The 21,477-nt window shown below is 57.8% G+C and carries 21 protein-coding genes and 1 pseudogene; 7 read left to right on the top strand and 15 right to left on the bottom strand.

All coding sequences use genetic code 11. The features are described from left to right. On the bottom strand, positions 1 to 801 hold an 801-nt coding region (locus IKP20_04990), incomplete at its 3' end, for an FKBP-type peptidyl-prolyl cis-trans isomerase (protein MBR4504308.1). Positions 802 to 955: 154 nt separating this feature from the next. Beyond that, complete coding sequence (locus tag IKP20_04995) at positions 956 to 1,573, bottom strand: TatD family nuclease-associated radical SAM protein (protein MBR4504309.1); 618 nt, start codon at positions 1,571 to 1,573, stop codon at positions 956 to 958. Positions 1,574 to 1,643: 70 nt separating this feature from the next. Between IKP20_04995 and thiE the strand changes: the two genes are divergently transcribed. After that, a complete protein-coding gene (gene thiE, locus IKP20_05000; GenBank protein ID MBR4504310.1) occupies positions 1,644 to 2,318 on the top strand; it encodes a thiamine phosphate synthase in 675 nt (224 codons plus the stop codon). Here thiE and IKP20_05005 read toward each other — a convergent pair. Next, positions 2,308 to 2,883, bottom strand: coding sequence for a class I SAM-dependent methyltransferase (locus tag IKP20_05005; GenBank protein MBR4504311.1), 576 nt, complete (start codon positions 2,881 to 2,883; stop codon positions 2,308 to 2,310). The genes thiE and IKP20_05005 overlap by 11 nt on opposite strands. Next, positions 2,883 to 3,500, bottom strand: a complete 618-nt coding sequence (locus IKP20_05010; GenBank protein MBR4504312.1) for a hypothetical protein — start codon at positions 3,498 to 3,500, stop codon at positions 2,883 to 2,885. The genes IKP20_05005 and IKP20_05010 overlap by 1 nt, the downstream gene beginning before the upstream one ends. Before the next feature lie 113 nt (positions 3,501 to 3,613). Here IKP20_05010 and IKP20_05015 point away from each other — a divergent pair, with 113 nt between their 5' ends. The 3 genes from IKP20_05015 to IKP20_05025 are packed head-to-tail and all read left to right on the top strand — an operon-like array spanning position 3,614 to position 6,272. Continuing rightward, a complete protein-coding gene (locus IKP20_05015) occupies positions 3,614 to 4,885 on the top strand; it encodes a phenylacetate--CoA ligase (protein MBR4504313.1) in 1,272 nt (423 codons plus the stop codon). Then, entirely contained in the window at positions 4,885 to 5,310 is a 426-nt protein-coding gene (locus tag IKP20_05020; protein ID MBR4504314.1) for an amino acid-binding protein, read from the top strand. The genes IKP20_05015 and IKP20_05020 overlap by 1 nt, the downstream gene beginning before the upstream one ends. Continuing rightward, entirely contained in the window at positions 5,310 to 6,272 is a 963-nt protein-coding gene (locus IKP20_05025; GenBank protein MBR4504315.1) for a translation elongation factor 1 alpha-related protein, read from the top strand. The genes IKP20_05020 and IKP20_05025 overlap by 1 nt, the downstream gene beginning before the upstream one ends. A 50-nt stretch (positions 6,273 to 6,322) precedes the next feature. Here the strand turns inward: IKP20_05025 and IKP20_05030 are convergent, their stop codons facing one another. From IKP20_05030 to IKP20_05040, 3 genes are all read right to left on the bottom strand, one after another. After that, entirely contained in the window at positions 6,323 to 8,110 is a 1,788-nt protein-coding gene (locus tag IKP20_05030; protein MBR4504316.1) for an ABC transporter ATP-binding protein, read from the bottom strand. Then, positions 8,107 to 9,846, bottom strand: coding sequence for an ABC transporter ATP-binding protein (locus IKP20_05035; GenBank protein MBR4504317.1), 1,740 nt, complete (start codon positions 9,844 to 9,846; stop codon positions 8,107 to 8,109). The genes IKP20_05030 and IKP20_05035 overlap by 4 nt, the downstream gene beginning before the upstream one ends. Before the next feature lie 73 nt (positions 9,847 to 9,919). Continuing rightward, positions 9,920 to 10,603 carry a 4Fe-4S binding protein gene (locus tag IKP20_05040; GenBank protein ID MBR4504318.1) on the bottom strand — a complete coding sequence of 228 codons (684 nt, stop codon included), beginning with the start codon at positions 10,601 to 10,603 and terminating at the stop codon, positions 9,920 to 9,922. A gap of 117 nt (positions 10,604 to 10,720) precedes the next feature. Here IKP20_05040 and IKP20_05045 point away from each other — a divergent pair, with 117 nt between their 5' ends. Continuing rightward, on the top strand, positions 10,721 to 11,188 hold the full coding sequence (locus IKP20_05045; protein ID MBR4504319.1) for a hypothetical protein: 468 nt from the start codon (positions 10,721 to 10,723) through the stop codon (positions 11,186 to 11,188). 15 nt (positions 11,189 to 11,203) lie between these two features. Here the strand turns inward: IKP20_05045 and IKP20_05050 are convergent, their stop codons facing one another. From IKP20_05050 to IKP20_05085, 8 genes and pseudogenes are all read right to left on the bottom strand, one after another. Further along, a complete protein-coding gene (locus tag IKP20_05050) occupies positions 11,204 to 11,986 on the bottom strand; it encodes a tryptophan synthase subunit alpha (protein MBR4504320.1) in 783 nt (260 codons plus the stop codon). Next, positions 11,982 to 13,169: pseudogene (trpB, locus tag IKP20_05055) on the bottom strand (tryptophan synthase subunit beta). Before trpB ends, IKP20_05050 begins: the two are co-directional and overlap by 5 nt. After that, positions 13,166 to 13,783, bottom strand: a complete 618-nt coding sequence (locus IKP20_05060) for a phosphoribosylanthranilate isomerase (protein MBR4504321.1) — start codon at positions 13,781 to 13,783, stop codon at positions 13,166 to 13,168. Before IKP20_05060 ends, trpB begins: the two are co-directional and overlap by 4 nt. After that, positions 13,780 to 14,568: an indole-3-glycerol phosphate synthase TrpC gene (gene trpC / locus IKP20_05065; GenBank protein MBR4504322.1), complete on the bottom strand. Its 789-nt coding sequence runs from the start codon at positions 14,566 to 14,568 to the stop codon at positions 13,780 to 13,782. Before trpC ends, IKP20_05060 begins: the two co-directional genes overlap by 4 nt. Continuing rightward, positions 14,565 to 15,578 (bottom strand): anthranilate phosphoribosyltransferase, encoded by a 1,014-nt coding sequence (gene trpD, locus IKP20_05070; protein MBR4504323.1) that lies wholly within the window; start codon positions 15,576 to 15,578, stop codon positions 14,565 to 14,567. The genes trpC and trpD overlap by 4 nt, the downstream gene beginning before the upstream one ends. Beyond that, entirely contained in the window at positions 15,575 to 16,168 is a 594-nt protein-coding gene (locus IKP20_05075) for an aminodeoxychorismate/anthranilate synthase component II (GenBank protein MBR4504324.1), read from the bottom strand. The genes trpD and IKP20_05075 overlap by 4 nt, the downstream gene beginning before the upstream one ends. Beyond that, on the bottom strand, positions 16,165 to 17,622 hold the full coding sequence (locus IKP20_05080) for an anthranilate synthase component I family protein (protein ID MBR4504325.1): 1,458 nt from the start codon (positions 17,620 to 17,622) through the stop codon (positions 16,165 to 16,167). Before IKP20_05080 ends, IKP20_05075 begins: the two co-directional genes overlap by 4 nt. A gap of 218 nt (positions 17,623 to 17,840) precedes the next feature. Continuing rightward, entirely contained in the window at positions 17,841 to 18,395 is a 555-nt protein-coding gene (locus IKP20_05085) for a ClbS/DfsB family four-helix bundle protein (protein MBR4504326.1), read from the bottom strand. A gap of 267 nt (positions 18,396 to 18,662) precedes the next feature. On the opposite strand from IKP20_05085, the gene IKP20_05090 reads away from it, so the two are divergent. Both IKP20_05090 and IKP20_05095 read left to right on the top strand, forming a co-directional pair. Beyond that, the gene (locus tag IKP20_05090) at positions 18,663 to 20,042 is read left to right on the top strand and encodes a GTPase domain-containing protein (protein ID MBR4504327.1); all 1,380 of its coding nucleotides are present in this window, start codon (positions 18,663 to 18,665) and stop codon (positions 20,040 to 20,042) included. 38 nt (positions 20,043 to 20,080) lie between these two features. Then, positions 20,081 to 21,457 (top strand): hypothetical protein, encoded by a 1,377-nt coding sequence (locus IKP20_05095; GenBank protein ID MBR4504328.1) that lies wholly within the window; start codon positions 20,081 to 20,083, stop codon positions 21,455 to 21,457. Positions 21,458 to 21,477 lie beyond the last annotated feature (20 nt).

Below are 21,477 nucleotides of genomic sequence, written 5' to 3' on the forward strand. Positions count from 1 at the left end.
GGTTCCGAAATCGAAGGATTCCATCTGGATCGTGTCTCCGGAAACGGTGGTGTAGTTCTTGAACGAGAGATCGCAGACGATGTTGTTTCCGCTGATCGAGGTCACCTTGAACGTGAGCTTCTCCTTTCCGTCTTCGGGAGCGGCTCCCGCCGGAGAGAAGGTATAGGTCTGTCCTGCGACTGGCATGTTGTTGATGATCACCATGTTGTCGGTGGAACTCAAGGAGGCCGTGGCTTCCCATCCGTAAACCGTAGTGAACAGGGTTCCCGAATAGGCAATCTTTTTGCCAATATAGAGGCTCTCGAACGCGGTTGCGGGCATGATCTGCGTGACAGGGACGGTGAATCCGCTGAGCGAGGCCGTCTTTGTGGTATCTGCGCCCACATATGCCTGATCGCTGGGGATCATGACCTTGAATTTGTCTCCGACCTTGTGCCCGACGATGGCGTTCTCGAACATCTCGAGCGCTCCGCCGGACCCGATGGTGATGTCCAGAGGGCTGTATGAAGACTTGGCGGTGAAATCGCTGGACTTGGCGACGCTGTCGTCTTCTGCGACGCTCTTCTTGCTCGTGTCGAAAAGGAGCGCGCTGCTGCCGCCTATGTAATCGTAATAAGTTCCCGTGTAATCGACGGTGACAGAATCGCCGTATGCCGCTACTCTGTCCTCGCTTGACGAGAGGTGATCGATAGCGTAAACGCCGAGCACAGCGGCGCACGCAATCAGGAAAAGCGCAAGGCAGACCATGAAAATAGGGTCGTGCTCTTTGCGCTCCTTTGTTTTATTCTCTTCGCCGGCCATTATAACCGTCGCTCGCATTATGATGACCTTATAAAACATTTATTATCAGAATTAACTGGGAATCTCATTTGCATAGGATGCCAAACGAATCTCAGAGTCTCGGCGAACGGTGCCCAAAAACGTCGAAATAGTGATGGAAATGATTGTCAGGCCATTAATCCATGGACAAAGAAATTCCGCATCGGCGGATTCTGAACGCAACCCCATACTTTTCGGCTATTTCCGCGCATTTCCTCTCGGATTCTTCTGGGATATACCCGCCGACGATGGAAACTGTCACCCCTTGGATGGATTTCCTGCATTCCGCTATGAAATCCAGGACCGCCTGATAAGATTCGATGCCGAATTTGCTGCGGGTGATCTCCAGATATTCCGCGGCATTGGAAGCGTTCAGGCTTATCGAGATTCTGTCCACGCATTCCGCGAGCTCTGGGACGATGTCCCTGCCATTTATGAGATTCCCGAGGCCGTTGGTGTCGAGGCGGACCCTTTTGCCAAGCCTGCTTCTGACCATCCTCATCGATGCGATGAGATCGTCCAGCCTTTCAGTCGGCTCCCCGTAACCGCAGAACACTATCTCATCGGATCCGGATAGGTCCTTCGTCTCCAGCTCCGCGATCACCTCTTCAGGGGTAGGCTCCTTGTCCAGCCAAAGGCGTTCGGCGTCTCCCAGAGCGTCCGTCCTGTTCCTGACGCAGAAAACGCATCTGCACGGGCAGCGATTCGTCAGATTGACGTAATATGTCTTCCCGTAGCGGTAGACGATGGTCATGAATCATCATCTGGATACGGATAGAAAGGCTTTGGCATAACGCTATTACCTCAGACTGGCATCCGCTGGCATGTTCGATCTGTACGTTGTGACCGACGCATCGCTTTCGAGGGGGCTTACGGAGGCTCAGACGGCTGAGTTGGCCTTCAAAGGCGGAGCGGATGCCGTCCAGCTCAGGATGAAAAAGGCCGACGGAAAAGCTATGCTGGAGCAGGCCGACGCCATCAGGAAATTGGCCGACGATTTCGGCAGATTCTTCATCGTCAACGATAGAGTGGATGTGGCTATGATCTCCGGCGCGGACGGGGTGCATCTCGGCCAATCTGACCTGCCTGTGGCGAGAGCGAGAGAGATCATGGGCGAATCCGCCATAATCGGGGCTTCGGTCAGCACTCTGGAACAGGCTCAGAAAGCGGAGGAGGACGGCGCGGATTACGTCGGGGTCGGCTCTATATTCACGACGGCCACAAAGCCCGATGCCAATCAGGCCATCGGATTGGACCCTTTGTTCAAGATATCCCACAGCATAGGCATCCCGGCGGTAGCCATCGGAGGGATAAACCGCGGCAACATCCAGGATGTGATCAGGGCTGGCGCCGATTCCGCGGCGGTCGTATCTGCGGCTGTCGGGCAGCCAGACATCCCAAGCGCAGTCCACGAGCTCAGAGATCTTATCCTCAAGGTCAGGCCGCATGTCGCAGCCGATGCCAGAGGGGATTCGCTGAACAGGAAGCTCATGATCTGAGCGGCTTCCTAAGAAGGCATTCCGCGCGGGATCTTACGGTACCGAACCTGGTGGGCTCATCCTTTCTCACGGAAGAAACGGCTTCCATGGTCGGGAACAGGGCGAGGAGACCTTCCGCGTCGAAATACCTGTAGAAGAATCCGTCGCCTCTCGCTCCGGAACGCATATCGTCGGGCGTGAAACATCTGGCAAAAAGATATCCTCCCGGAGCCAAAACCCTTTCCAACTCTTTTGCCGCCTTCTCCAGCTTCCCGTCCTCCAGATTCTCAAGAACGTGGACCGCCGTGACATAATCGAAAGACCCGTCCTGGAATGGCAATTCGGATGCGTCTGAAACCAAAAAATCGGCTTCTGGGTATAGTTCCTCGCATTTTCCGATGGCAACGGGCGAGAAATCCACCCCGACCACGCGGAAACCGGCGTCCAAAAGGGTCGAGACCGTCTTGCCGTTGCCGCAGCCGACATCCAGAGCTTTGCCGGAGCACGGGATCGGAATGCCTGAATTGCCTCTCCATGCCCGGGAATTCCCGCGGTAGAAGGCGTCCCACAGCTCTTTTTGTCCCATCATCCCTTCCCGCAGACGGATGACATCCATCTGAACGTAAGCATGGCGACCTCCGACGACAGCGAGACGTACGTGTGCGGAGGGCCTTTCATCATCCTTTCCGGGCGCATGGAGATCTTCAGGTCATCCAGGACGAACACGTCGGATCTGTCGGAAACGGCGTTGTTGTGGACTACGAGATTCCTCATGAGAAGGATCTTCTCCCATCTTCCGAGATCGTCTTCCCCTATGTATCCGAGCTCGGCAGACGCGGTTATGATGTCGCGGAGATACATCCTGCCACCTTTCTCGGCCGCCTTCTCCCTGACCGGGGAGCCTTTGAGCAGCCTCATGCAGTCCCTCGCGCCTTTTTCGGCGGAGGACATGGCGTTGACGAAAAGATTCCTGGTGGAGACCACGATCCTGTCTACCATTTCGTCCTCGGTGCCTTCCTGGCCCTGCCAGACGCTCTCGTAGAACCCTATGATCTCAAGGGTCATCACAGCCTGGTTGTGCATGTTCCAGAAGCATACCGGGCGCGGATCGTCCTCCCTGTCGGCTATCTTCGACTCGGCGATGGCGGCTATCCTCGCCGTTTCGGCCGCGAATGCCTCTATGCGTTCGGTGACGGTCCCCATGGAAGTTCTCCGCCGAAGCATCAGCGACCAGTTATATCAATTTAATATAGACGTTAGACGCTAAACCGCCTCCAGGAGAGCGAGCAATGTTCTGGAACACAAAGATCGAATGCATGCAGAAGGAGGATCTCAGGAAACTCCAATACCGTGAGCTCAAATCATTGGTAAACAACCTGTATTCGTTCAACAGATTCTATCACGATAGGATGAAAGAGCAGAATGTCCACCCCGACGACATCACCTGCCTCTCCGACGTATCCAAGCTTCCTTTCATGTACAAGCAGGACCTGAGGGACAACTACCCCACCAACATGTTCACCGCGTCCAATTCCGAGGTCGTCAGATATCATGTTTCATCCGGTACCACCGGAAAGCCGACCCTCGTAGGTTACACCCGCAACGACCTCGATTACTGGACCGAAGCCCTCGCCAGATCTCTGACTTCCGTCGGCATAGGGGCCGACGACACCATGCAGATTTCCTATGGGTATGGGCTTTTCACCGGCGGTCTGGGCCTGCATTACGGCGCCGAGAAAGTAGGGGCCACCGTGCTTCCCTCCGGGACCGGAGGAACCGAACGCCAGGTCGAGCTCATCAAAGACCTCGGAGTCACGGCGATCGCGTGCACCCCGTCATATCTGGTCCACATCGGAGACGTGGCGAAGAGGATGGGCGTCGACATACGCAGGGATACCAAGCTCAGAAAGGCCGTCCTCGGAGCGGAGCCCTGGTCCGACAACATGAGGAAGCACATCGAAGAGACGATGGGCGTGAGAGCCTACGACATTTACGGGACGTCGGAGATGGCCGGCCCCATGTTCACGGAATGCGAGGAGAGGAATGGGATCCACATGGCCGGGGACATCGTCTACTGCGAAATCATCGACCCGGATTCCGGCGAGGTTCTGGAGGAAGGTCAGAAAGGAGAGCTCGTCGTCACGATGCTCAAGAAAGAGGCCATGCCGATGATCCGCTACAGGATCAAGGACATCACTTCCCTGAGCACCGAAGAATGCGCTTGCGGGCGCACATCCCCCAGGATATCGAGGATCTCCGGACGTTCAGACGACATGCTTATCATACGCGGGATCAATGTGTTCCCATCGCAGATAGAGTACACCCTGCTCCGCATCCCCGAGCTGGCTGGCCATTACATGATCTACGTCACCAGGGAAGGGGCCCTTGACAGGCTTCTGATCCAGGTGGAGATCAAAGAGGAAGCATTCAGCGACAAGATCGAGGACATGAACAGGCTCAGGTCCCGCGTCGAGGCAGAGCTGAAGAGATACCTCAACATAGCGGCCGAAGTGGAGCTCAAGGCTCCTGGCGAACTTCCGAGGTTCGAGAGCAAGGCAAAGAGAGTGATCGACAAGAGGGTGATCTGATGGCAGACAGCATAATAGAGCAGCTTTCCATATTCGTGAACAACGAGCCCGGGCGCCTCGCGTACGTCGCGTCCGTTCTGAAAGAATGCGGCATCAACATGCACGCGTTCAACCTCGCCGAATCCACCGATTTCGGCATTCTGAGAGCTATAGTAGACGACCCCGAGGAGGCATATCGCAAACTCAAGGAGAAGGGGATCATCGTGAAGAAGACCGAGGTCATCGCGGTCTCCATCGAGGACACTCCCGGAGCTCTCTTCGCGGCCGCGGATGCCTTCGGCAAAGCGGGGATCAACATCGAGTACGGATACGCATACTCCGGAAAGAAGGCTTCCGTGTTCTACATGAGGGTCAACGACCCCCAGAAAGCGGTGGATCTTCTGAAAAGCAAAGGCATCAGCCTGGTAACCAGCGGGGAAATCTGATGGGAAACCTGAACATCGCTGTGCTTGGGGCAAAGGATTTCGCCGGGAAGATCGGAAAGAAAGGCACCGTCACGGACATGACCTTCTACGATTACAAGGAAGGCCACGACTCCTTCACGCTGATAGAGCCCTCGAAATACCCTGAGAAGCTCTCGTCGCTGTTCTATTCGGTGGCAATGTCCGAATTCGGGATCCTCGTGGTGGATGGCATAGACGCCTCTCTGGGAGAGACCATCGTCATGGCCGATGCGCTGGGTCTGAGCAGAGGATGGCTCATCCTCAGGAACTACATCCAGCCCGAGCAGGTAAAGCCGCTTCTCGCCGGGACCGCCCTCGAAGGCTATGAGATCCGCGAGGATGACCCCATAAAGCTCCGCGAAGAGCTGATTGCCCTGGCCAAAGCCGAAGCCAAGCAGCCCGGCGAAAGCAGCTGCGGCTCCTGCCCGGTAGACTCCCATTTCAACGTGAAAGGGGTCGGGACCGTCATCCTCGGCTCCGTCATAGACGGATATTTCAGGAAGCACGACAAGATGACCGTGTTCCCGGTGAAGAAGGAAGTGATCCTCAAATCCATCCAGAAGCACGACATCGACGCCGACGACGGGGTCAAAGGGGACCATGTGGGCCTCGCCCTCCGCGGCATAGAGTCCGACGAGCTGGACAGGGGATTCGTCGTCACCACCGACCCTTCGGTGAAGATGAGCAGATCCGTGAAAGGGAAGGTGTCCCTGGTGAAATACTGGGGCGCACCCCTCAAAGAGGGAATGGTCATCCACCTCGGACACTGGATGCAGATGATTCCGTGCAGGATAACGTCGGTGGACAACGGCTCGGATTTCAGGTCGGCGGAAGTCGCGTTCGATCTGGACTCCGACATGATCCACAAGCCCGGCGACAGGGCAATAATCATGTACCTGGAAGGCGGCAAGCTCAGGGTGGCCGGGTCGGTAGTCCTTCCCTGAAACCATTCCTCCGCGTCCGGATCCGGGGCGCGGGGACCTTTTTCCATTATTCAGTCGCAGTTCTCGAACTGGCTGTCGTAGAGCTCCCTGTAGAATCCGCCTCTGTCCAGAAGCTCCTGGTGGGTACCTCTCTCGATGACATTCCCGTCCTTCACCACCAGTATGAGGTCGGCGCCCATTATAGTGGACAGCCTGTGGGCTATGACGAATGACGTGCGGCCTTCCATGAGCCTGTCCATCGCTTCCTGGATGTGCCTTTCGGTCCTGGTGTCCACCGAGCTGGTGGCCTCGTCTAGAATGAGGATCGGCGCGTCCCTGACCAGCGCCCTGGCGATGGTCAGCTGCTGCTTCTGGCCGGCCGAAAGAGAATCCGCATCGGAGATATAGGTATCATATCCCATCGGAAGGGACTCCACATAGGTTTTTATCCCGACCGCTTCGCAGGCCGCCTCCAGCTCCTCCTGGGTCACGTCGCTGCTGAAAACGATGTTCTCCCTGATGGTGCCGTTGAACAGCCAGACGTCCTGCAGGACCATGCAGAACATCTCGTGTATCTGGGAGCGCTTGATGTCCCTGAGGCTGATGCCGTCTATCCTGATGTCCCCCGAATCGGTCTCGTAGAAGCGCATCAGCAGGTTGGCGATGGTGGTCTTCCCGGAGCCGGTGGGCCCGACGATGGCGATCTTCTGTCCCGGCTCGACGGTCAGGCTCAAGCCGTGGATGATCTCCTTCCCTTCCTCATAGGAGAAACGCACCCCGTCGAATTCCACCCTTCCCTCGATGTTCTCCGGCATGTCTGCCTTGCCGCTCTCATCCCCCATCTCCGGGGCATCCAGGATCTCGAAGACCCTCTCTGCGGATGCCGCCACGGTCTGGAGGTTGGAAATGGAGCTGGACATGTGCTCGAGGGGGGCGCTGAACTCCTTCACGTAGATTATGAAAGCAGTGACCACGCCGTAGGAGATGTCGCCGGCGAGGATGAGCATCGAGCCCATGATGCACACCACGACGTAGCTTATGTTGGAGACGAACCCGGTTATCTGGGGCATAGCTCCGGAGAGGAACCTTGCGTTCAGGGAGCTGACGTAAAGACTGTCGTTTATCTCGCAGAAATCCTCCCTGACCTTCTTCTTGCCGTTGTAAGCGCTGACGATGTCCATGCCGTAATAGGTCTCCTCGATGAGGGTGTTGATCCTCCCAAGGTCTCTGGACTGCCTCTTGAAGTACTTCTGCGACCGGCGGACCAGGATGAGGACGGCGAAGAAGCCCAGCAGGGCCGGGATTATGGACACGATGGCCAGACGCCACTCGGTGATCAGCATCATGGCCAGCGAGCCTATTATCATCGTCACTGCGGTGATCAGATTGGAGATGCTGTTGGCGGACTGGTTGCGGATGGTGTCCGTATCGTTGGTGATCCTGCTCATCACGTCGCCGGTCTTCAGCTTGTCCAGGAATCCCAGCGGTATACGGGTTATCTTCGAGCTGAGGTCCTTCCTCATGTAATTCCCGTTGTATTCGGAGGCGGAAGGGATGATTATGGTCGAAACCGACTTCAGAATGGCGGCTACCGAGTACAGCACCAGCAGGATTATGATGCCGTTCGCGACCGCCGCCAAATCCATCACTGCCGACGTGCCTATGCCCGCGGAGATCTCGTCGGTGACGGTTTTCAGATACTGGGGGGCGACGAGCGTGATCAGAGATGCGAAGAATGAGATCAGTATCCCCGCATAGATGGGATAGCGGTACTTCCCGATGTAGACAAACAGACGGGCTACCGTGCTCCAGAGGCTGTTGGCCTTCTCGTACTTCGCCCAGCGGGGCTCGACGCTCATAACGTCCCCTCCGTCATCTGGGACACCGCAATCTCGCGGTACAGAGGGCAGTTTTCCATTAGCTCCCCGTGGGTCCCGATCCCCTGCACCCTGCCTTCTTCCATCACGACGATGACGTCGGCGTCCATGATCGTCCCTATGCGCTGCGCGACGATCACTACGGTGGAGCCGGCCATCTCCTTCCTCAGAGCGGCGCGGAGGTCTTTGTCGGTCTTGAAATCCAGCGCGGAGAAGGAATCGTCCAGGATGCAGATCTCGGCGCGGCGGCATACCGCCCTGGCGATGGCTATCCTCTGCCTCTGGCCTCCGGAAAGGTTCTTTCCTCTCTGGGAGACCTGGGAATCCAGCCCGTCGGACATTCTCCTGACGAATCCGGTAGCCTGCGCGGTCTCCAGCGCCCTCCAGACGTCGTCGTCGCTTCTGTCCGGCGCGGTGTCCCCGTAGTTGACGTTGTCTCTTACGGTGCCTGTGAATATCACGGTCGACTGCGGAACATAGGAGAATCTCGAGGCCAATGCTTCCCTGGAATAGTCCCTCACATCAGTCCCGTCGATGAGGATCTGCCCGGAATCGGCGTCATATATCCTCTGCATGAGCTTGGCGACCGTGCTCTTCCCGCATCCGGTGGGCCCGATGATGGCCAGGGTCTGCCCTTTCCCGACTCCGAAGCTTATGTTCTTGATAGTCTGGACGTTTGACCCGGGGTATCCGAAGCTTACGTCCCTGAATTCGATGGTGCCCCCGTCCTTTCCGCCCTCCGAGCTTCCGCCCTTGATCCTGGGCTCGCTGTCGAGGACCTCCTCGATCCTCTTGGCGCTGATTGATGCCCTCGGATACGCGCGGATGATCTCGGTCATCATCATGAACGCCCTCAGGACCTGGATGGCATACGAGGAGAACACGATCATATCAGAGAAAAGAATCATCTGCGCTTCCACGTCGCCTTCCTTGGCGATCAGAGTCGCCCCGATCCAGTAGATCGCCATGGTGAGGAAATTGGTAAGCACGGACGTGATGGTGAACATCGGGAACATTATGCGGAGTACTGACAGATTGTCCTTGAGGAGCAGCTCGGAAGCTTCGGAGAATTTCCTCATCTGGAATTCGTCGGCGTTGTAGGCCCTGATGACCCTGACGCCGGTGATGCTCTCGCGGGTATCGCGGTTGACGGTATCGATATGCTTCTGGATCCTTTCGTAATACTTCATCGAGCGCCAGATCACCAGCATGATGACCGTCATCATGATCACGACGGCCAGAGCGGTGACGAAGGTCCATTCCCACGCGCTGCCGGAGATCTTCGCAATCGCCCATACCGCCATGATCGGGGATCTCACCACGGTCTGCAGGGCGCGGGCGACGAACTGCTGGACCTGCGTGATGTCATTGGTGCTGCGGGTGATCAGGGAAGCGACCGAAAATCTGTCGACATCCTCCGGCGAGAAGCTTTGGATCTTGTCCAGAAGCTTCAGGCGGATGTTCCGGCTCATAGAAGATGACACGTTCGCTATCAGGTATCCCGTGCACATCGAGCACCCTAGGCTCAGCAAGGCGCATCCGAGCATCTCCAGCCCGCATCTCGCGATCTCCTCGGAGGATGTGCCGCTCTGGAGCCCGTATGTTATCTCGCTCATGTATTCCGGGATCCTGAGATCCAAGTACACCTGGGCGATTATGAAAGCGGCTGCGAGGGCGAAGAGAGCCCATTCCCTTTTCGTCAGATATTTCAGGATCATTTGCTCGGACGGCTTCCGGACGGTTCCCGCCGCCGGAAAGGCAGGAAGAAATATCGCTTATCGGCGGATAAAATCATCCCCTCGGGATTCCGTCGATGCCCAGGGTAACGGACGAAAAAGGAACCCCGCAGGCATCGGCGGCGGATCTGGCCGCATCGGAAAGGGGACCGCAGCAGGGCACCTCCATCCTCACGGCCGTCACGCTTCTGATGCCGTTGGACGCGATTATCTCGGCCAGCCTGCGCCAGGAATCCTGCGGGTCCAACTTGGGGCAGCCGATCAGCACGATCTTCCCTTTCATGAAATCCTCGTGGAAGCTTCCGCAGGCGAACGCGGAGCAGTCGGCGGCTACCAGCAGATCGCAGCCTTCGAAATACGGGGCCCTCAAAGGCGCGAGACGGATCTGCACCGGCCACTGCAACAGCCTGCTAGGCGATCTTCCGGAGACTGGACCCTCTTTCCCTCCGCCGATGGTTCTGGGCATAGAACCGGGGCAATGAGCAGGCTGCATAGGGATTCCCGGCTGGACGGCCGGTATCCCGGATGGGGCCGAGAATTCCGGGACGTCCCTCTTTTCGATGGATATGGCATCTGCGGGACAGGATGGGAGGCATGCTCCGAGACCGTCGCAATGGTCTTCGCAGACCAGCACCGCCTTCCCGCCGATCATCTGGATGGCCCCCTCTTCGCATGCCTCCGCGCACGCCCCGCATCCGGTGCACTTCTCCGGATCTATCCTCACGATGTCGCGCATCATCTTATCAGGGGCGGCATCGCTCTGAAGCTGTTAATAAATTCTGAATCCGGAAGAAATGCCCTGCGGAACGGGACATGCACCGTACAAATAATTATTGCGGAATGGAATCTTCATCGCATGCCTTCCCTTACAATCGAATATGACGGGGCAAGAGACAGGACCGGCCGCGAGCTTTCCTTGGAGATCGACGGGAAAGAATCCGCCTCCATCCGGTCAGGAGAATCATGCTCCTTCGAGCTGGAGGAAGGTACGCACGTCATCAATGCCGGATCGGAAAAGTGCAGCAAGAGGATTGAGATCCGGCTCCGGAGCGACGACAGGTTCATAATCGCATGGGACTGGTTCTGGGGAGGGCTGACAGCGGCCGATGAGCGTGCCGACCGTTACAGCGAAGGCGGAAGCCTGGCGAAGATAATCGCCCTCATAGTCATCGCGGCCGCAGGTACGGGCATCATCTGGTCCGTCCCCCTGGATTTCTCCGTGAGGTTGGCCGCTGCGGTGGCGTTCACAGGTTCCTTCTTCGCTTTCGTGATGTTTCTGACCCTCCGCCGCAGAAAAGCGACGGCCGTCATAGATCACAGATAAGACGGCCAGCGCCGATTATTCCAGGCGCTCGAGCATTGCGTCCTTCAGCGATCTGACGAACTCCCCCACCGGCCCGGCGGAATCCCTGCCGTTCTTGGCCACGATCTTGACGATCGCCGATCCCACGATAACGCCGTCCGCCAGGCGGGACATGTCCCTGGCCTGCTCGGGAGTCGATATTCCGAACCCTACCGCGCAGGGAGTTTCAGTGCTCTCCCTGATGGCTTCGATCATCGGCGAGATGTCCGTGGTTATCTTCGATCTGGTCCCGGTCACTCCCATGGACGAGACCACGTAAAGGAAGCCCTCGGACTCCTTCGCGATCATCCTTATCCTGTCATGGGACGTGGGCGCCACCATGGAGATCAATGCGACGCCGTGCCTCCTGCATGCGGGCTCGAAATCCTCCTTCTCCTCGTACGGGACGTCCGGAAGTATCAGCCCTCTGATGCCAGCCATCTCGCAGCGGGACAGGAAGCGCTCGGTGCCGTATGAGAATACTACATTCGCATAGGTCATGAACGCCAGCGGGATGTCTATCTCGCCGCGGAGGGATTCGGCCATGTCGAACACCTTGTCGGTGGTGGTGCCGGCCTTCAGGGCACGCACGTTCGCGGCCTGGATCACCGGCCCTTCGGCAGTGGGATCTGAGAAGGGTATTCCCAGCTCCACCAGATCCACGCCGTTGGATGCCATCGACCGGACTATCTCGGCCGTTGTGTCCAGATCGGGATCCCCGCAGGTCAGGAATGCGACCAGAGCCTTTCTTCCTTTGAATGCTCCGCCGATATCGCTCATCTATCTTCTCCCCCCTGTATCTGGCTATGGAAGCCACGTCCTTGTCGCCGCGGCCTGAAAGTGTTACCACTATAGTCTTACTCTTATCCATTTTCGGAGCCTGCTCCATCACGAAAGCCAGGGCGTGGGACGACTCTATCGCCGGGATTATCCCTTCTGTGCGCGACAGATACTCGAAAGCCCTCACCGCCTGCTCGTCGGTTACCGCAACATAGCGGGCGCGGGATATGTCGTGGAGCCACGCATGCTCCGGGCCGATCCCCGGATAGTCCAGGCCGGCGGATATCGAATACACCGGAGCTATCTGGCCGTACTCGTCCTGGCAGAAATAGGACTTCATCCCGTGGAATATGCCCAGCCTCCCGATGTTTATCGTGGCTGCGGTCTCTAAGGTGTCTATTCCCTTGCCGGCGGCCTCGCATCCTACCAGCTCCACCTCCTCGTCCCTTATGAAATCGTAGAAAGTACCGATGGCGTTGCTGCCGCCTCCGACGCATGCCACCAGCATGTCCGGGAGCTTTCCCTCCTTCTCCATCATCTGGGCCCTTATCTCTTTGCCGATGACGGACTGGAAATCTCTCACTATAGTGGGAAACGGATGGGGGCCCATCACCGAGCCCAGGCAGTAGTGCGTATCGTCGATGCGGGAGGTCCACTCGCGCATGCATTCCGATACGGCGTCCTTCAGGGTGCCCGTGCCGGTCTCGACCCCGCGGACCTCGGCGCCCAGGAGCCTCATGCGGTACACGTTGAGGGCCTGCCTCCTCATGTCCTCGACGCCCATGTAGACGACGCATTCCATGCCCATGAGAGCTGCCGCGGTCGCCGTTGCCACGCCGTGCTGGCCGGCGCCGGTCTCGGCTATGAGACGGGTCTTCCCCATCTTCTTCGCCAGAAGGGCCTGGCCAAGGACATTGTTGATCTTATGCGCGCCGGTGTGGTTTAGATCCTCCCTTTTGAGATAGATCTTGGCCCCGCCCAGATCCTCGGTCATTTTCTTGGCATAATACAGGCGGCTGGGGCGGCCAGCATAATCGTCCAGAAGCGCTTTCAGCTCCCTCTGGAACTCCGGATCGTCCTTGAAGCGGTTGTAAGCCTCCTCGAGCTCGATCACCGTGCTCATAAGCGTCTCGGGGATGTACTGCCCCCCGTGGATTCCGAATCTTCCGTTTGGATTGGTCATATGCAAGCCCCTTTACCGGCCGTCTTCGCTCCTCTGACGAACGCCCTCATCTTCTCGGGATCCTTCGCGCCGTCCGTCTCTATCCCGGAGCTCACGTCCACGGCGTATGGATGCAGTTTTATAACGGCTTCGCTGACGCTGTCCGGAGTCAGACCCCCCGCCAGGATGTATTCGCGGCCCATCAGAGACAATAACGACGTATCGAATGCCTTTCCAGATCCCATCCCGCCGTCGAGAAGAATCAGATCCGCGGACGAAGACCCGGCTTTCCTGATGTCCTCCGCGCTTCTGACGATGAAAGATTTGATTATCGCCGCGTCGGTCATGCTGCGCAGGCGGGAAATATAGCCGTCGCTCTCGGAGCCGTGCAGCTGCACCGCTTTCAGGCCGAGAGATTCGGCCATGAATGCCACCCCCTCTGCCGGCGAATCTACGAAGACGCCCACGGACATCACGCCCTTCGGGATCAGGCGGGCCATCTTCGCCGCATCCCCCAGTCCTACGCTCCTGCAGAATCCCGGAGTCAGAACCATCCCGATCGCATCCGCCCCGGCTTCCGCGGCTTCGTGGACGTCCCTCTCGGAGCGCATCCCGCAGAGCTTGACAAGCGTCATGGCAGGCCCCTCAGCTCGCGGATCTTCGCGGCCCTGTCGTCCGAGCGCATCAGCGTCTCGCCTATCAGGACGGCATCGACCCCGTTCCTCTCCAGGTCTTCCACGTCCCGGCGGCTCTTTATCCCGCTCTCCGCCACGAACAGAACGTTCTCCGGCACCATCGGGCGGAGCCTGAGGCAGTTGAGATGGTCCACCGTGAAATCCTTGAGGTCGCGGTTGTTCACCCCGATTATCCTGGCCCCGCATTCCAGAGCCATGGATACCTCCGACGGGTCATGGGCTTCCACCAGCGCCGACATGGAAAGCGAATCGCACACTTCTATGAGCCTTCTCAGCTCTTCTTTGCTCAGAATCGAGCAGATGAGCAAGACAGCGGACGCGCCGGCGCATTTGGCTTCATGAACCATGTACTCGTCGACGACGAAATCCTTGCGGAGAACCGGTATGCGCACCGCAGAGGCTATCTCCGACAGATGGCCCAGGTCCCCAAGGAAACGGCTGGGTTCGGTGAGGACCGATATGCAGGACGCGCCGGCGGCCTCGTACTCCTTGGCTATGTCCAGATACGGATAGGCCTCGGATATCACGCCTTTCGATGGCGAGGCTTTCTTGACCTCGCATATGAACGACATGCCCTCTTTCCTCAGGGCCTCCTCGAACGGGAATTGCTTAGGGCCGGCTGCGGCGGCGGAGGATCTGCGCCTCATCTCATCCGGAGGGACCTCCTTCTCCGCCTCGGAAACCCTTCTGCTGGCCTCTTCCGCCAGCTCGTCCAGCACGGTCATGCGCTCGCCTTCCTGTACCTTTCCAGGAGCCTCATGGCTTCGCCTTCGTCTATGAGGTTGGCCGCCATCTCGATGCCTTCCCTCATATCCTTGGCTTTCCCGGCGCAATACAGGCCTGCCGCCGAATTCATCAGGACTATGTCGCGCTTAGGGCCTTTCGCCGATGACAGGATGTCCAGCGTTATTCTGGCGTTGTCCTCCGCCGTCCCTCCGACGATGTCCTCTTTCCTGCCTCTGGCCAGGCCGAAATCCTCCGGGGCGATTTCATAGCTCTCGATCTTCCCGTCGCGCAGCTCGCAGACCGAAGTCGAATCCGAGACGGAGATCTCGTCCATGCGGTCATTGCCGTGGACCACCATCCCCCTCCTAACGCCGAGGCTGTCCATGACATGGGCCAGAGGCTCCAGGAGAAGAGGATCGTAAACTCCGAGGACCTCATACTTGGGCTTCGCGGGGTTGGTCAGCGGGCCCAGGATGTTGAACACCGTCCTGATTCCCAGCTCCTTGCGGATGGAGCCGACGTACTTCATGGAAGGATGGTATTTCTGGGCGAAAAGGAAGCATATTCCCGGATAGTCCAGCAGAGCCAGAGCCTTCTCCGGCCCCTGGTCCAGGGATATCCCCAGCGCTTCGAGGACGTCAGCGGATCCGCTTCTGGATGAGGCGGCTCTGTTCCCGTGCTTGGACACCTTCACCCCGGAGGACGCAATTACCATCGCCGATGTGGACGAGATGTTGAAGCTGTGGGATCCGTCCCCTCCGGTCCCGACGATCTCCAGGGTGTCGTAAGGGTTCCGGAACGGGATGGCGCCGTCGCGCATGGCGGCCGCGCTCCCGGCTATCTCCGCGATGGTCTCCGCCCGGGTGCTCTTCGTAGACAGAGCCGCCAAGTAAGCGGCGTTCTGGGTCGGCGTCGTCTTTCCGGACATGATCTCGCTCATGACCTGGTACGCCTCGTCGTATGTGAGGTCCTGCTTGTCGACTATTTTGATGATGGCCTCTTTGATCATCGCCTGTCCCCCTTGAGAACCCCGGCCGACCTCAGGAACCCTTCCATCATGGCCTTCCCTTCGGGGGTCAGTATCGACTCGGGATGGAACTGCACGCCGTGTATGCGGTAGATGCGGTGCTTGACTGCCATGACCTCTCCGTCCTCCGACATGGCGGTGACCGAAAGGCAGTCGGGGATTCTATCAGGATCCGCGGCCAGCGAATGGTATCTGGCTACGCCCATCTCCTTCGGCAGCCCCTCGAACATCGGATCGGCGCCGGTAACGGTGATCACGGAGCGCTTCCCGTGCATCGGACGCTTGGCATGGATTATCGATCCGCCGAAGGCCTGGCAGATGGCCTGATGTCCGAGGCATACGCCCAGAACCGGGATCTTCGCCCCCAGCCTCCTGACCAGCTCCACGCAGACTCCGGCGTCCTCCGGGCGTCCCGGACCGGGAGACAGGATGATCGCGTCCGGCCTCATCATGTAGATCTGGTCCACGGTCCTGGAGTCGTTCCTGATCACCTGGACATCCGGGACTATGGATCCGATGAGCTGATATAGATTGTAGCTGAAGCTGTCATAGTTGTCGATTATGAGAATCATTGATCATCGCCTCCCGCCGCTTTGAGCGCTGCGACCACCGCCGCGGCTTTGTCCAGGCATTCCTTGTATTCTTTCTCGGGCACCGAATCGGCGACGATGCCAGCGCCGCTGCGGACGAAGACCTTGCCGTTCTTCTTGTAGGCGATGCGGATGGCGATCGCGGTGTCAAGGTTCCCGGCGAGATCGATGTACCCGATGGCCCCGCCGTAGATGCCTCTCTTGTTGTTCTCCAGCTTGTTGATGAGGCGGCTGGCCATGATCTTCGGGGCGCCGGAAAGGGTGCCGGCGGGAAGGATGGAGCCGACTGCGTCGAGAGCATCCATCCCTTCGCGGATCTCCCCGCGGACGGTGGAACCGATGTGCATGACGTGGGAGAACCTCTGGATCGAATGGAACCTCTCGACCTCCACGGTCCCGAAGCGGGATATCTTTCCGATGTCGTTGCGGCCCAGATCCACCAGCATGTCGTGCTCGGCGAGCTCCTTCACATCGGCCAGCAGGCCGCGCTCCAGTTCCGCGTCCTCTTCGGGGGTCTTCCCGCGGGGACGGGTTCCGGCAAGAGGGAAAGTGTGCAGCACGCCGTCCTCCAGTTTGACCAGAGTCTCCGGCGAAGATCCGGCAACCTCCATGTCGGTTCCGGAGAAATAGAACATGTAAGGCGAGGGGTTGATCTCGCGGAGTCTCATGTACGCGCCGAAGAGGCTCCCTTCGAAATCGGCCTCCAGACGGTTGGAAAGGACGATCTGGAATATGTCCCCGTCGAAGATGTGGCGCTTGGCCTCCTCGACCATGGAGCAATACCTCTCCTGGCCGAACAGCTGCCTGATATCGGATGTCATGCGGCCGCTGAGCCCGCGCTTGGGCTCCCCGTTGACGACGAGGCTCTCCATCTTGTCCAGCTCGAAGCGGGCCATGTTGAACGACGTCTCGGGCGCCTTCAGATCCACGTTCACTATGAGGACGACGCAGCCGTCGGCTCTGTCGAAGGCGATGACCTTGTCGAAGAGCATGAGATCCAGGTCCTGGAACCCTTCGTCGTCCTTGGCGTTGAGCTTGACCGAAGGCTCGGCATATTTCATGTAATCATACGCGAAATAACCGACCAGGCCGCCGGTGAAGGAGGGCATCCCGGGGACCTTGGGGCTTCTGTTGGCCTCCATGACCTGGCGGATGTAGCTGGCCGGATCCTCGGTGGTCAGCTCCAGGTCGCCTATGCGCATGGTCCTGTTCTTGCAGGAGATTGCCAGAGACGGTTCGTAACCGAGGAAAGAATAGCGCCCCCAGTTCTTGTCCTCGTCCACGCTCTCCAGAAGGAAGCAGTGGCTGGAGACATTCATCAGGACTTTGGCAATCTCCGTCGGCGTCCTTTCGCAGCGGATCCTGCGGCATACCGGGTATTTCTTGTATCTCCCATCGGCGGCCGCCTTCAAGACTTCTTCCAGCTTCGGTTCCATTTTACCACTCTGTATATTATTATACATTGATGATTATTTTAAAGCAATACTTCAAGAAAATGATATTATTTAAAATTATTGTGCTGAACGGTAAAATAATGCATAAATCGATGCAATTGTGGTTGTCTGCTCCACTAAATGAGAAAAAAAAGACTATGATAAAAATAATAACAGCCGAACCGCACCGCCCGATCCGCGCAGGATTTCGGCCTTGTGTTTCAGGATGGTCGGCGGCTGCCCTTGCAGTTCTTGATGTGGGCTTTGAGCTTCTTGATGGCCCAATCATAATGGCTGGATGTCACGCTGACGAAATACGATCCCAGAACGCTTCCTCCGACCCAATCTAACGCGTCCTTGGTGAACAGCTCCCCGTCGGTGAATCCTTCCGCCAGAGACATGACCTCCCTGTGGGACTCCTCCAGCATGGCGGAAGCCTGCTCCAGAGGAGTGCTCTGGTGCTTCTTCCACAGCTCCACGTTCATGTCGCCGTAAGTCTTCCAGTTGTATGGGGCCGGAAGGAACGGAATCCTGTTTCCTTCGGAATTGGAGCGGACCCATCTGATCAGAAGCTGATGCCATTCGTACAGATGGACGAGCACGTCGCGGAGATTCTTGTCTCTGGCCCAGTGGGCTTCCTTCTTTTTCGGGTCCGCGCTGAATTCGAAAGGGACCGACAGCTCTTCCTCGGTCATCCCGGCTATGAGATCCATCAGCTTGCGGTAGTTGGCTTCCGACGCTTCCATCAGTTCTGTTTTGTTCTTGGGCCTCCCCATGATGATCGCCAGACATGAATGGATTGGCGCCTTATTAATATGTTCAGACTATAGTTCTACTAATTGGTTGCAGACCGATGGCGCGAAGGATGTGCAAAAAACTGCTGGCCAGATGGTTCAATATAAGACTATAGTATGCAATTATCGGACCCCTGATCCCAAGCTCTGGATTGCCATACCATTATATCCCGCCCAATATGGTTTCCGATTGATGGCAGCCGACCGGCGGCGCTAGATGGGGCCGCCGAAACAGGGGGAAGATGCCGGATGAACGATATGAAATGGATAAACGAATCCGCGATAATAACAGGCTACGTCATGTCCGCGGTCATCAGCATATGCGCGGTAATCGCTCTCGGCAGGGCCTACGACACTTTGTTCCATTACCTGATGATCCTGGCGATCGTCGTGGGGACGCTGGTCGGCATCAAGCGGACAGACTGCGGCAAGTTCGGCAATGCGCTTATGGTATCGGACCGCGGAACTTTCGGAGCCGTCCTCTACGGGATGGTGGAAGGGCTTTCAGGCATGGGAATAGTCCTGATCATGTCCTTGCCACTGATTTTCCCGGTTATGCTCGTCCTCATCTTCGTCGATTATATGTCCATAATCAACGGGCTGATCATCATCGCCGCAGGGATCGCGGTATTCGCACTCGTTTTCTTCGCCTTCTGCCTGTTCATCAGGATCATGGCCAAAGGCGCGCTGGCATCATATGTTCTGAAGGAGAAGCTGGACTATGAAAGAAACACCCTGCGCTGCGTGTGCCCCCAATGCGGGAGCATATTCCCCCGTCCGATACACGCATGCGCATGCGGCCAGCGCTATCCGGACGGATCCAATCCCGAATTGCGCCCGTCCATCAGAGGGGTGAAGCACATGAACTGCGCGGGATGCGGCGCCCTGCTGCCTGTGACCGACGAGGACGGCGAGAGAGGGCGTCTGGACGCATTCTGCCCGGACTGCGGCGAGCCCATCCTCACAGGCGAGAGGCACCCGTACGTGATATCCCTGGCCGGACCCGAAGCTTCAGGCAAGACGACCCTGGCATTCTCCGCGATGAAATCTCTGGAAGCTCATGCCGGCGCCTCTCGGCCATATGGATTCGCGTATGATCCGAAGACCCCGGACTCCTACAGCCCCCCGTATGTCGTCAGCCTGGATGCGGGCAGGAAGGGATGCTATCTCGCCGTATTCGACATAAGCGGCAGATATTTCTCCGGAGATCAGAAAGACGTCGGTGCCCAGCCGCAATACGGCGCGGAAGACGCCATGATATTCGCCATAGACCCTACCGCCAAGGATTCCGCGCTGATTTCCGAAACTGCTGCCAACGATTTCTGGCAGACCCACCACTCCGTCGCTCAGACCTCCCTCTCCGATCCCATAAAGATCCCCGTCCATGTCGTGGTGACGCACAGGGATGCCGCGGGAGACCATCCGGACATCAGAGCATATCTGGAGTCGGCAGGCCTCGGCCATACCGTATCATCAATTGAAAGCAGCTTCAGGGACGTCCGCTACCATATGTGCGACGCCAGGGACGGGCGCGAGGCGTCAGAGATATTCGCCAGAATATTCGAATCCCTGGAGCCCGGCATCTCAGCAGCTTTCAGGAGGCATCGACCGCGGAAAACCGCCATATAATATCATGGCGATTCGGCACTGCCGGAAGAGGGAAAGGAATGGCCGATATCAGCAAGATCAACACAGGCGTGATAATCCTAGGGTTTCTGATAGCTCTGATAGCCACGGAACTGGCCATTTATCTTCTGTTCCCTTCGGTCAACAATCTCCTGGCTTATTTCATGGCGCTGGTCGTCCCGTTCATGTTGTTTGTAACCTATCTGACCACAGTCGAAATGATGCCGGATTCAGAGTTCCTGTCCGAAAGAAAGGCCGGATTCTACGGCATGATGAGGGAGATGGCGTCTTTCATGGGCGACTCGCTGTTCCTCGCGGTCTTAGTTCTGCCCCTGTCGCTGCTGGTCGTCTACGGTCTCGATTATTTCGGCCTCACCTACGGCGGCCCGCTGATCGACAACGTCATTCTCCTCGCAGCCTGCTTCCTGATACCCCTGATCATACTTCTGGTCTATTTCGGATTGTTCAGGGCGGCTTTCGTCTCCATGGCGCTGTCTTCGCCGGAAAAAGTGGCCAACAATTACGAGGAGAAGCCGAGACGCTACGCATGCCCCCAATGCGGGAGCATATTCTCCCTGCCGACTTACGTCTGCGACTGCGGAGAGCACTACCCGGATGCCAAGGGGAATCCTGAGCTGGTTCCTTCCGTCCGCGGGACCGACTCCATCAGATGCTCCAATCCGTTGTGCAGGAAGATTCTCCCGGTCACGGACCAGGGCGGAAGGGATGCGCTCGGAATGGTCTGTCCGGACTGCGACACGGCCCTCAGCCCCAGGGCGGCAAACACCTTCACCGCCACTCTGGCTGGGCCTTCCGAATCAGGAAAGACGGCTTTAGCATTCTCTGCCATATCTGCGGTTAAAAGAGGCTCCGGATTCTTCTTCCCGTATCCCGGCTCGTACCCCGCGATAACGCCCAACTCGTTCGTCCCCCCGTATATCATCGGCATCGAGGACAGCAAACTGGGCGACCGCTGCCTCGCCATCTACGACGTCAGCGGAAAGTATTTCGAAGGCCCGAAATCCAGATCATGGAGGCAGCCGCAATACGGCCAGGAGGATGCCATTTTCTTTGTCGTCGATCCCCTGTCATCCGAAGGGCCGGAAAAGGCCGAGATGGCGGAGAACGACTTCTGGCAGAAATACCACATGGCCGCCCAGACATCCCTCACGGAACCCATACGGACGCCCCTCCATGTCGTCGTCACGCACAGGGACCTCATGAACGGAAGCCCGGAAGCTAAGGACTGCCTGATCGGATGCGGATACGGCCGGCTGATTTCCTCCTTGGAAGGCAGTTTCTCCGACATCCATTACCACATCTGCGACGCCATGGAAATGCGCGAAGCCGCCGCAGTCTTCCGCATAGCTTTCAGTCCGGTGGACAAAGTCATATCGGATGCATTCTCCAGCATATGACGCCTATGCGGCGGCAGAAA

It is taken from the genome of Candidatus Methanomethylophilaceae archaeon (genome assembly GCA_017524805.1).
Taxonomy (GTDB): Archaea; Thermoplasmatota; Thermoplasmata; order Methanomassiliicoccales; family Methanomethylophilaceae; genus Methanoprimaticola.

Coding starts and splice junctions, on each gene's coding strand:
- IKP20_05060 (MBR4504321.1), bottom strand. CDS start 13,783: ATGACGCTTGTCAAGCTCTGCGGGATGCGCTCCGAGAGGGACGTCCAC.
- IKP20_05005 (MBR4504311.1), bottom strand. CDS start 2,883: ATGGGACAAAAAGAGCTGTGGGACGCCTTCTACCGCGGGAATTCCCGG.
- IKP20_05040 (MBR4504318.1), bottom strand. CDS start 10,603: ATGATGCGCGACATCGTGAGGATAGATCCGGAGAAGTGCACCGGATGC.
- IKP20_05025 (MBR4504315.1), top strand. CDS start 5,310: ATGGGAAACCTGAACATCGCTGTGCTTGGGGCAAAGGATTTCGCCGGG.
- IKP20_05085 (MBR4504326.1), bottom strand. CDS start 18,395: ATGGGGAGGCCCAAGAACAAAACAGAACTGATGGAAGCGTCGGAAGCC.
- IKP20_05030 (MBR4504316.1), bottom strand. CDS start 8,110: ATGAGCGTCGAGCCCCGCTGGGCGAAGTACGAGAAGGCCAACAGCCTC.
- IKP20_05020 (MBR4504314.1), top strand. CDS start 4,885: ATGGCAGACAGCATAATAGAGCAGCTTTCCATATTCGTGAACAACGAG.
- thiE (MBR4504310.1), top strand. CDS start 1,644: ATGTTCGATCTGTACGTTGTGACCGACGCATCGCTTTCGAGGGGGCTT.
- IKP20_05010 (MBR4504312.1), bottom strand. CDS start 3,500: ATGGGGACCGTCACCGAACGCATAGAGGCATTCGCGGCCGAAACGGCG.
- trpC (MBR4504322.1), bottom strand. CDS start 14,568: ATGACCGTGCTGGACGAGCTGGCGGAAGAGGCCAGCAGAAGGGTTTCC.
- IKP20_05075 (MBR4504324.1), bottom strand. CDS start 16,168: ATGATTCTCATAATCGACAACTATGACAGCTTCAGCTACAATCTATAT.
- IKP20_05080 (MBR4504325.1), bottom strand. CDS start 17,622: ATGGAACCGAAGCTGGAAGAAGTCTTGAAGGCGGCCGCCGATGGGAGA.
- IKP20_05090 (MBR4504327.1), top strand. CDS start 18,663: ATGAACGATATGAAATGGATAAACGAATCCGCGATAATAACAGGCTAC.
- IKP20_05045 (MBR4504319.1), top strand. CDS start 10,721: ATGCCTTCCCTTACAATCGAATATGACGGGGCAAGAGACAGGACCGGC.
- IKP20_05050 (MBR4504320.1), bottom strand. CDS start 11,986: ATGAGCGATATCGGCGGAGCATTCAAAGGAAGAAAGGCTCTGGTCGCA.
- IKP20_05035 (MBR4504317.1), bottom strand. CDS start 9,846: ATGATCCTGAAATATCTGACGAAAAGGGAATGGGCTCTCTTCGCCCTC.
- IKP20_04995 (MBR4504309.1), bottom strand. CDS start 1,573: ATGACCATCGTCTACCGCTACGGGAAGACATATTACGTCAATCTGACG.
- IKP20_05095 (MBR4504328.1), top strand. CDS start 20,081: ATGGCCGATATCAGCAAGATCAACACAGGCGTGATAATCCTAGGGTTT.
- IKP20_05015 (MBR4504313.1), top strand. CDS start 3,614: ATGCAGAAGGAGGATCTCAGGAAACTCCAATACCGTGAGCTCAAATCA.
- trpD (MBR4504323.1), bottom strand. CDS start 15,578: ATGATCAAAGAGGCCATCATCAAAATAGTCGACAAGCAGGACCTCACA.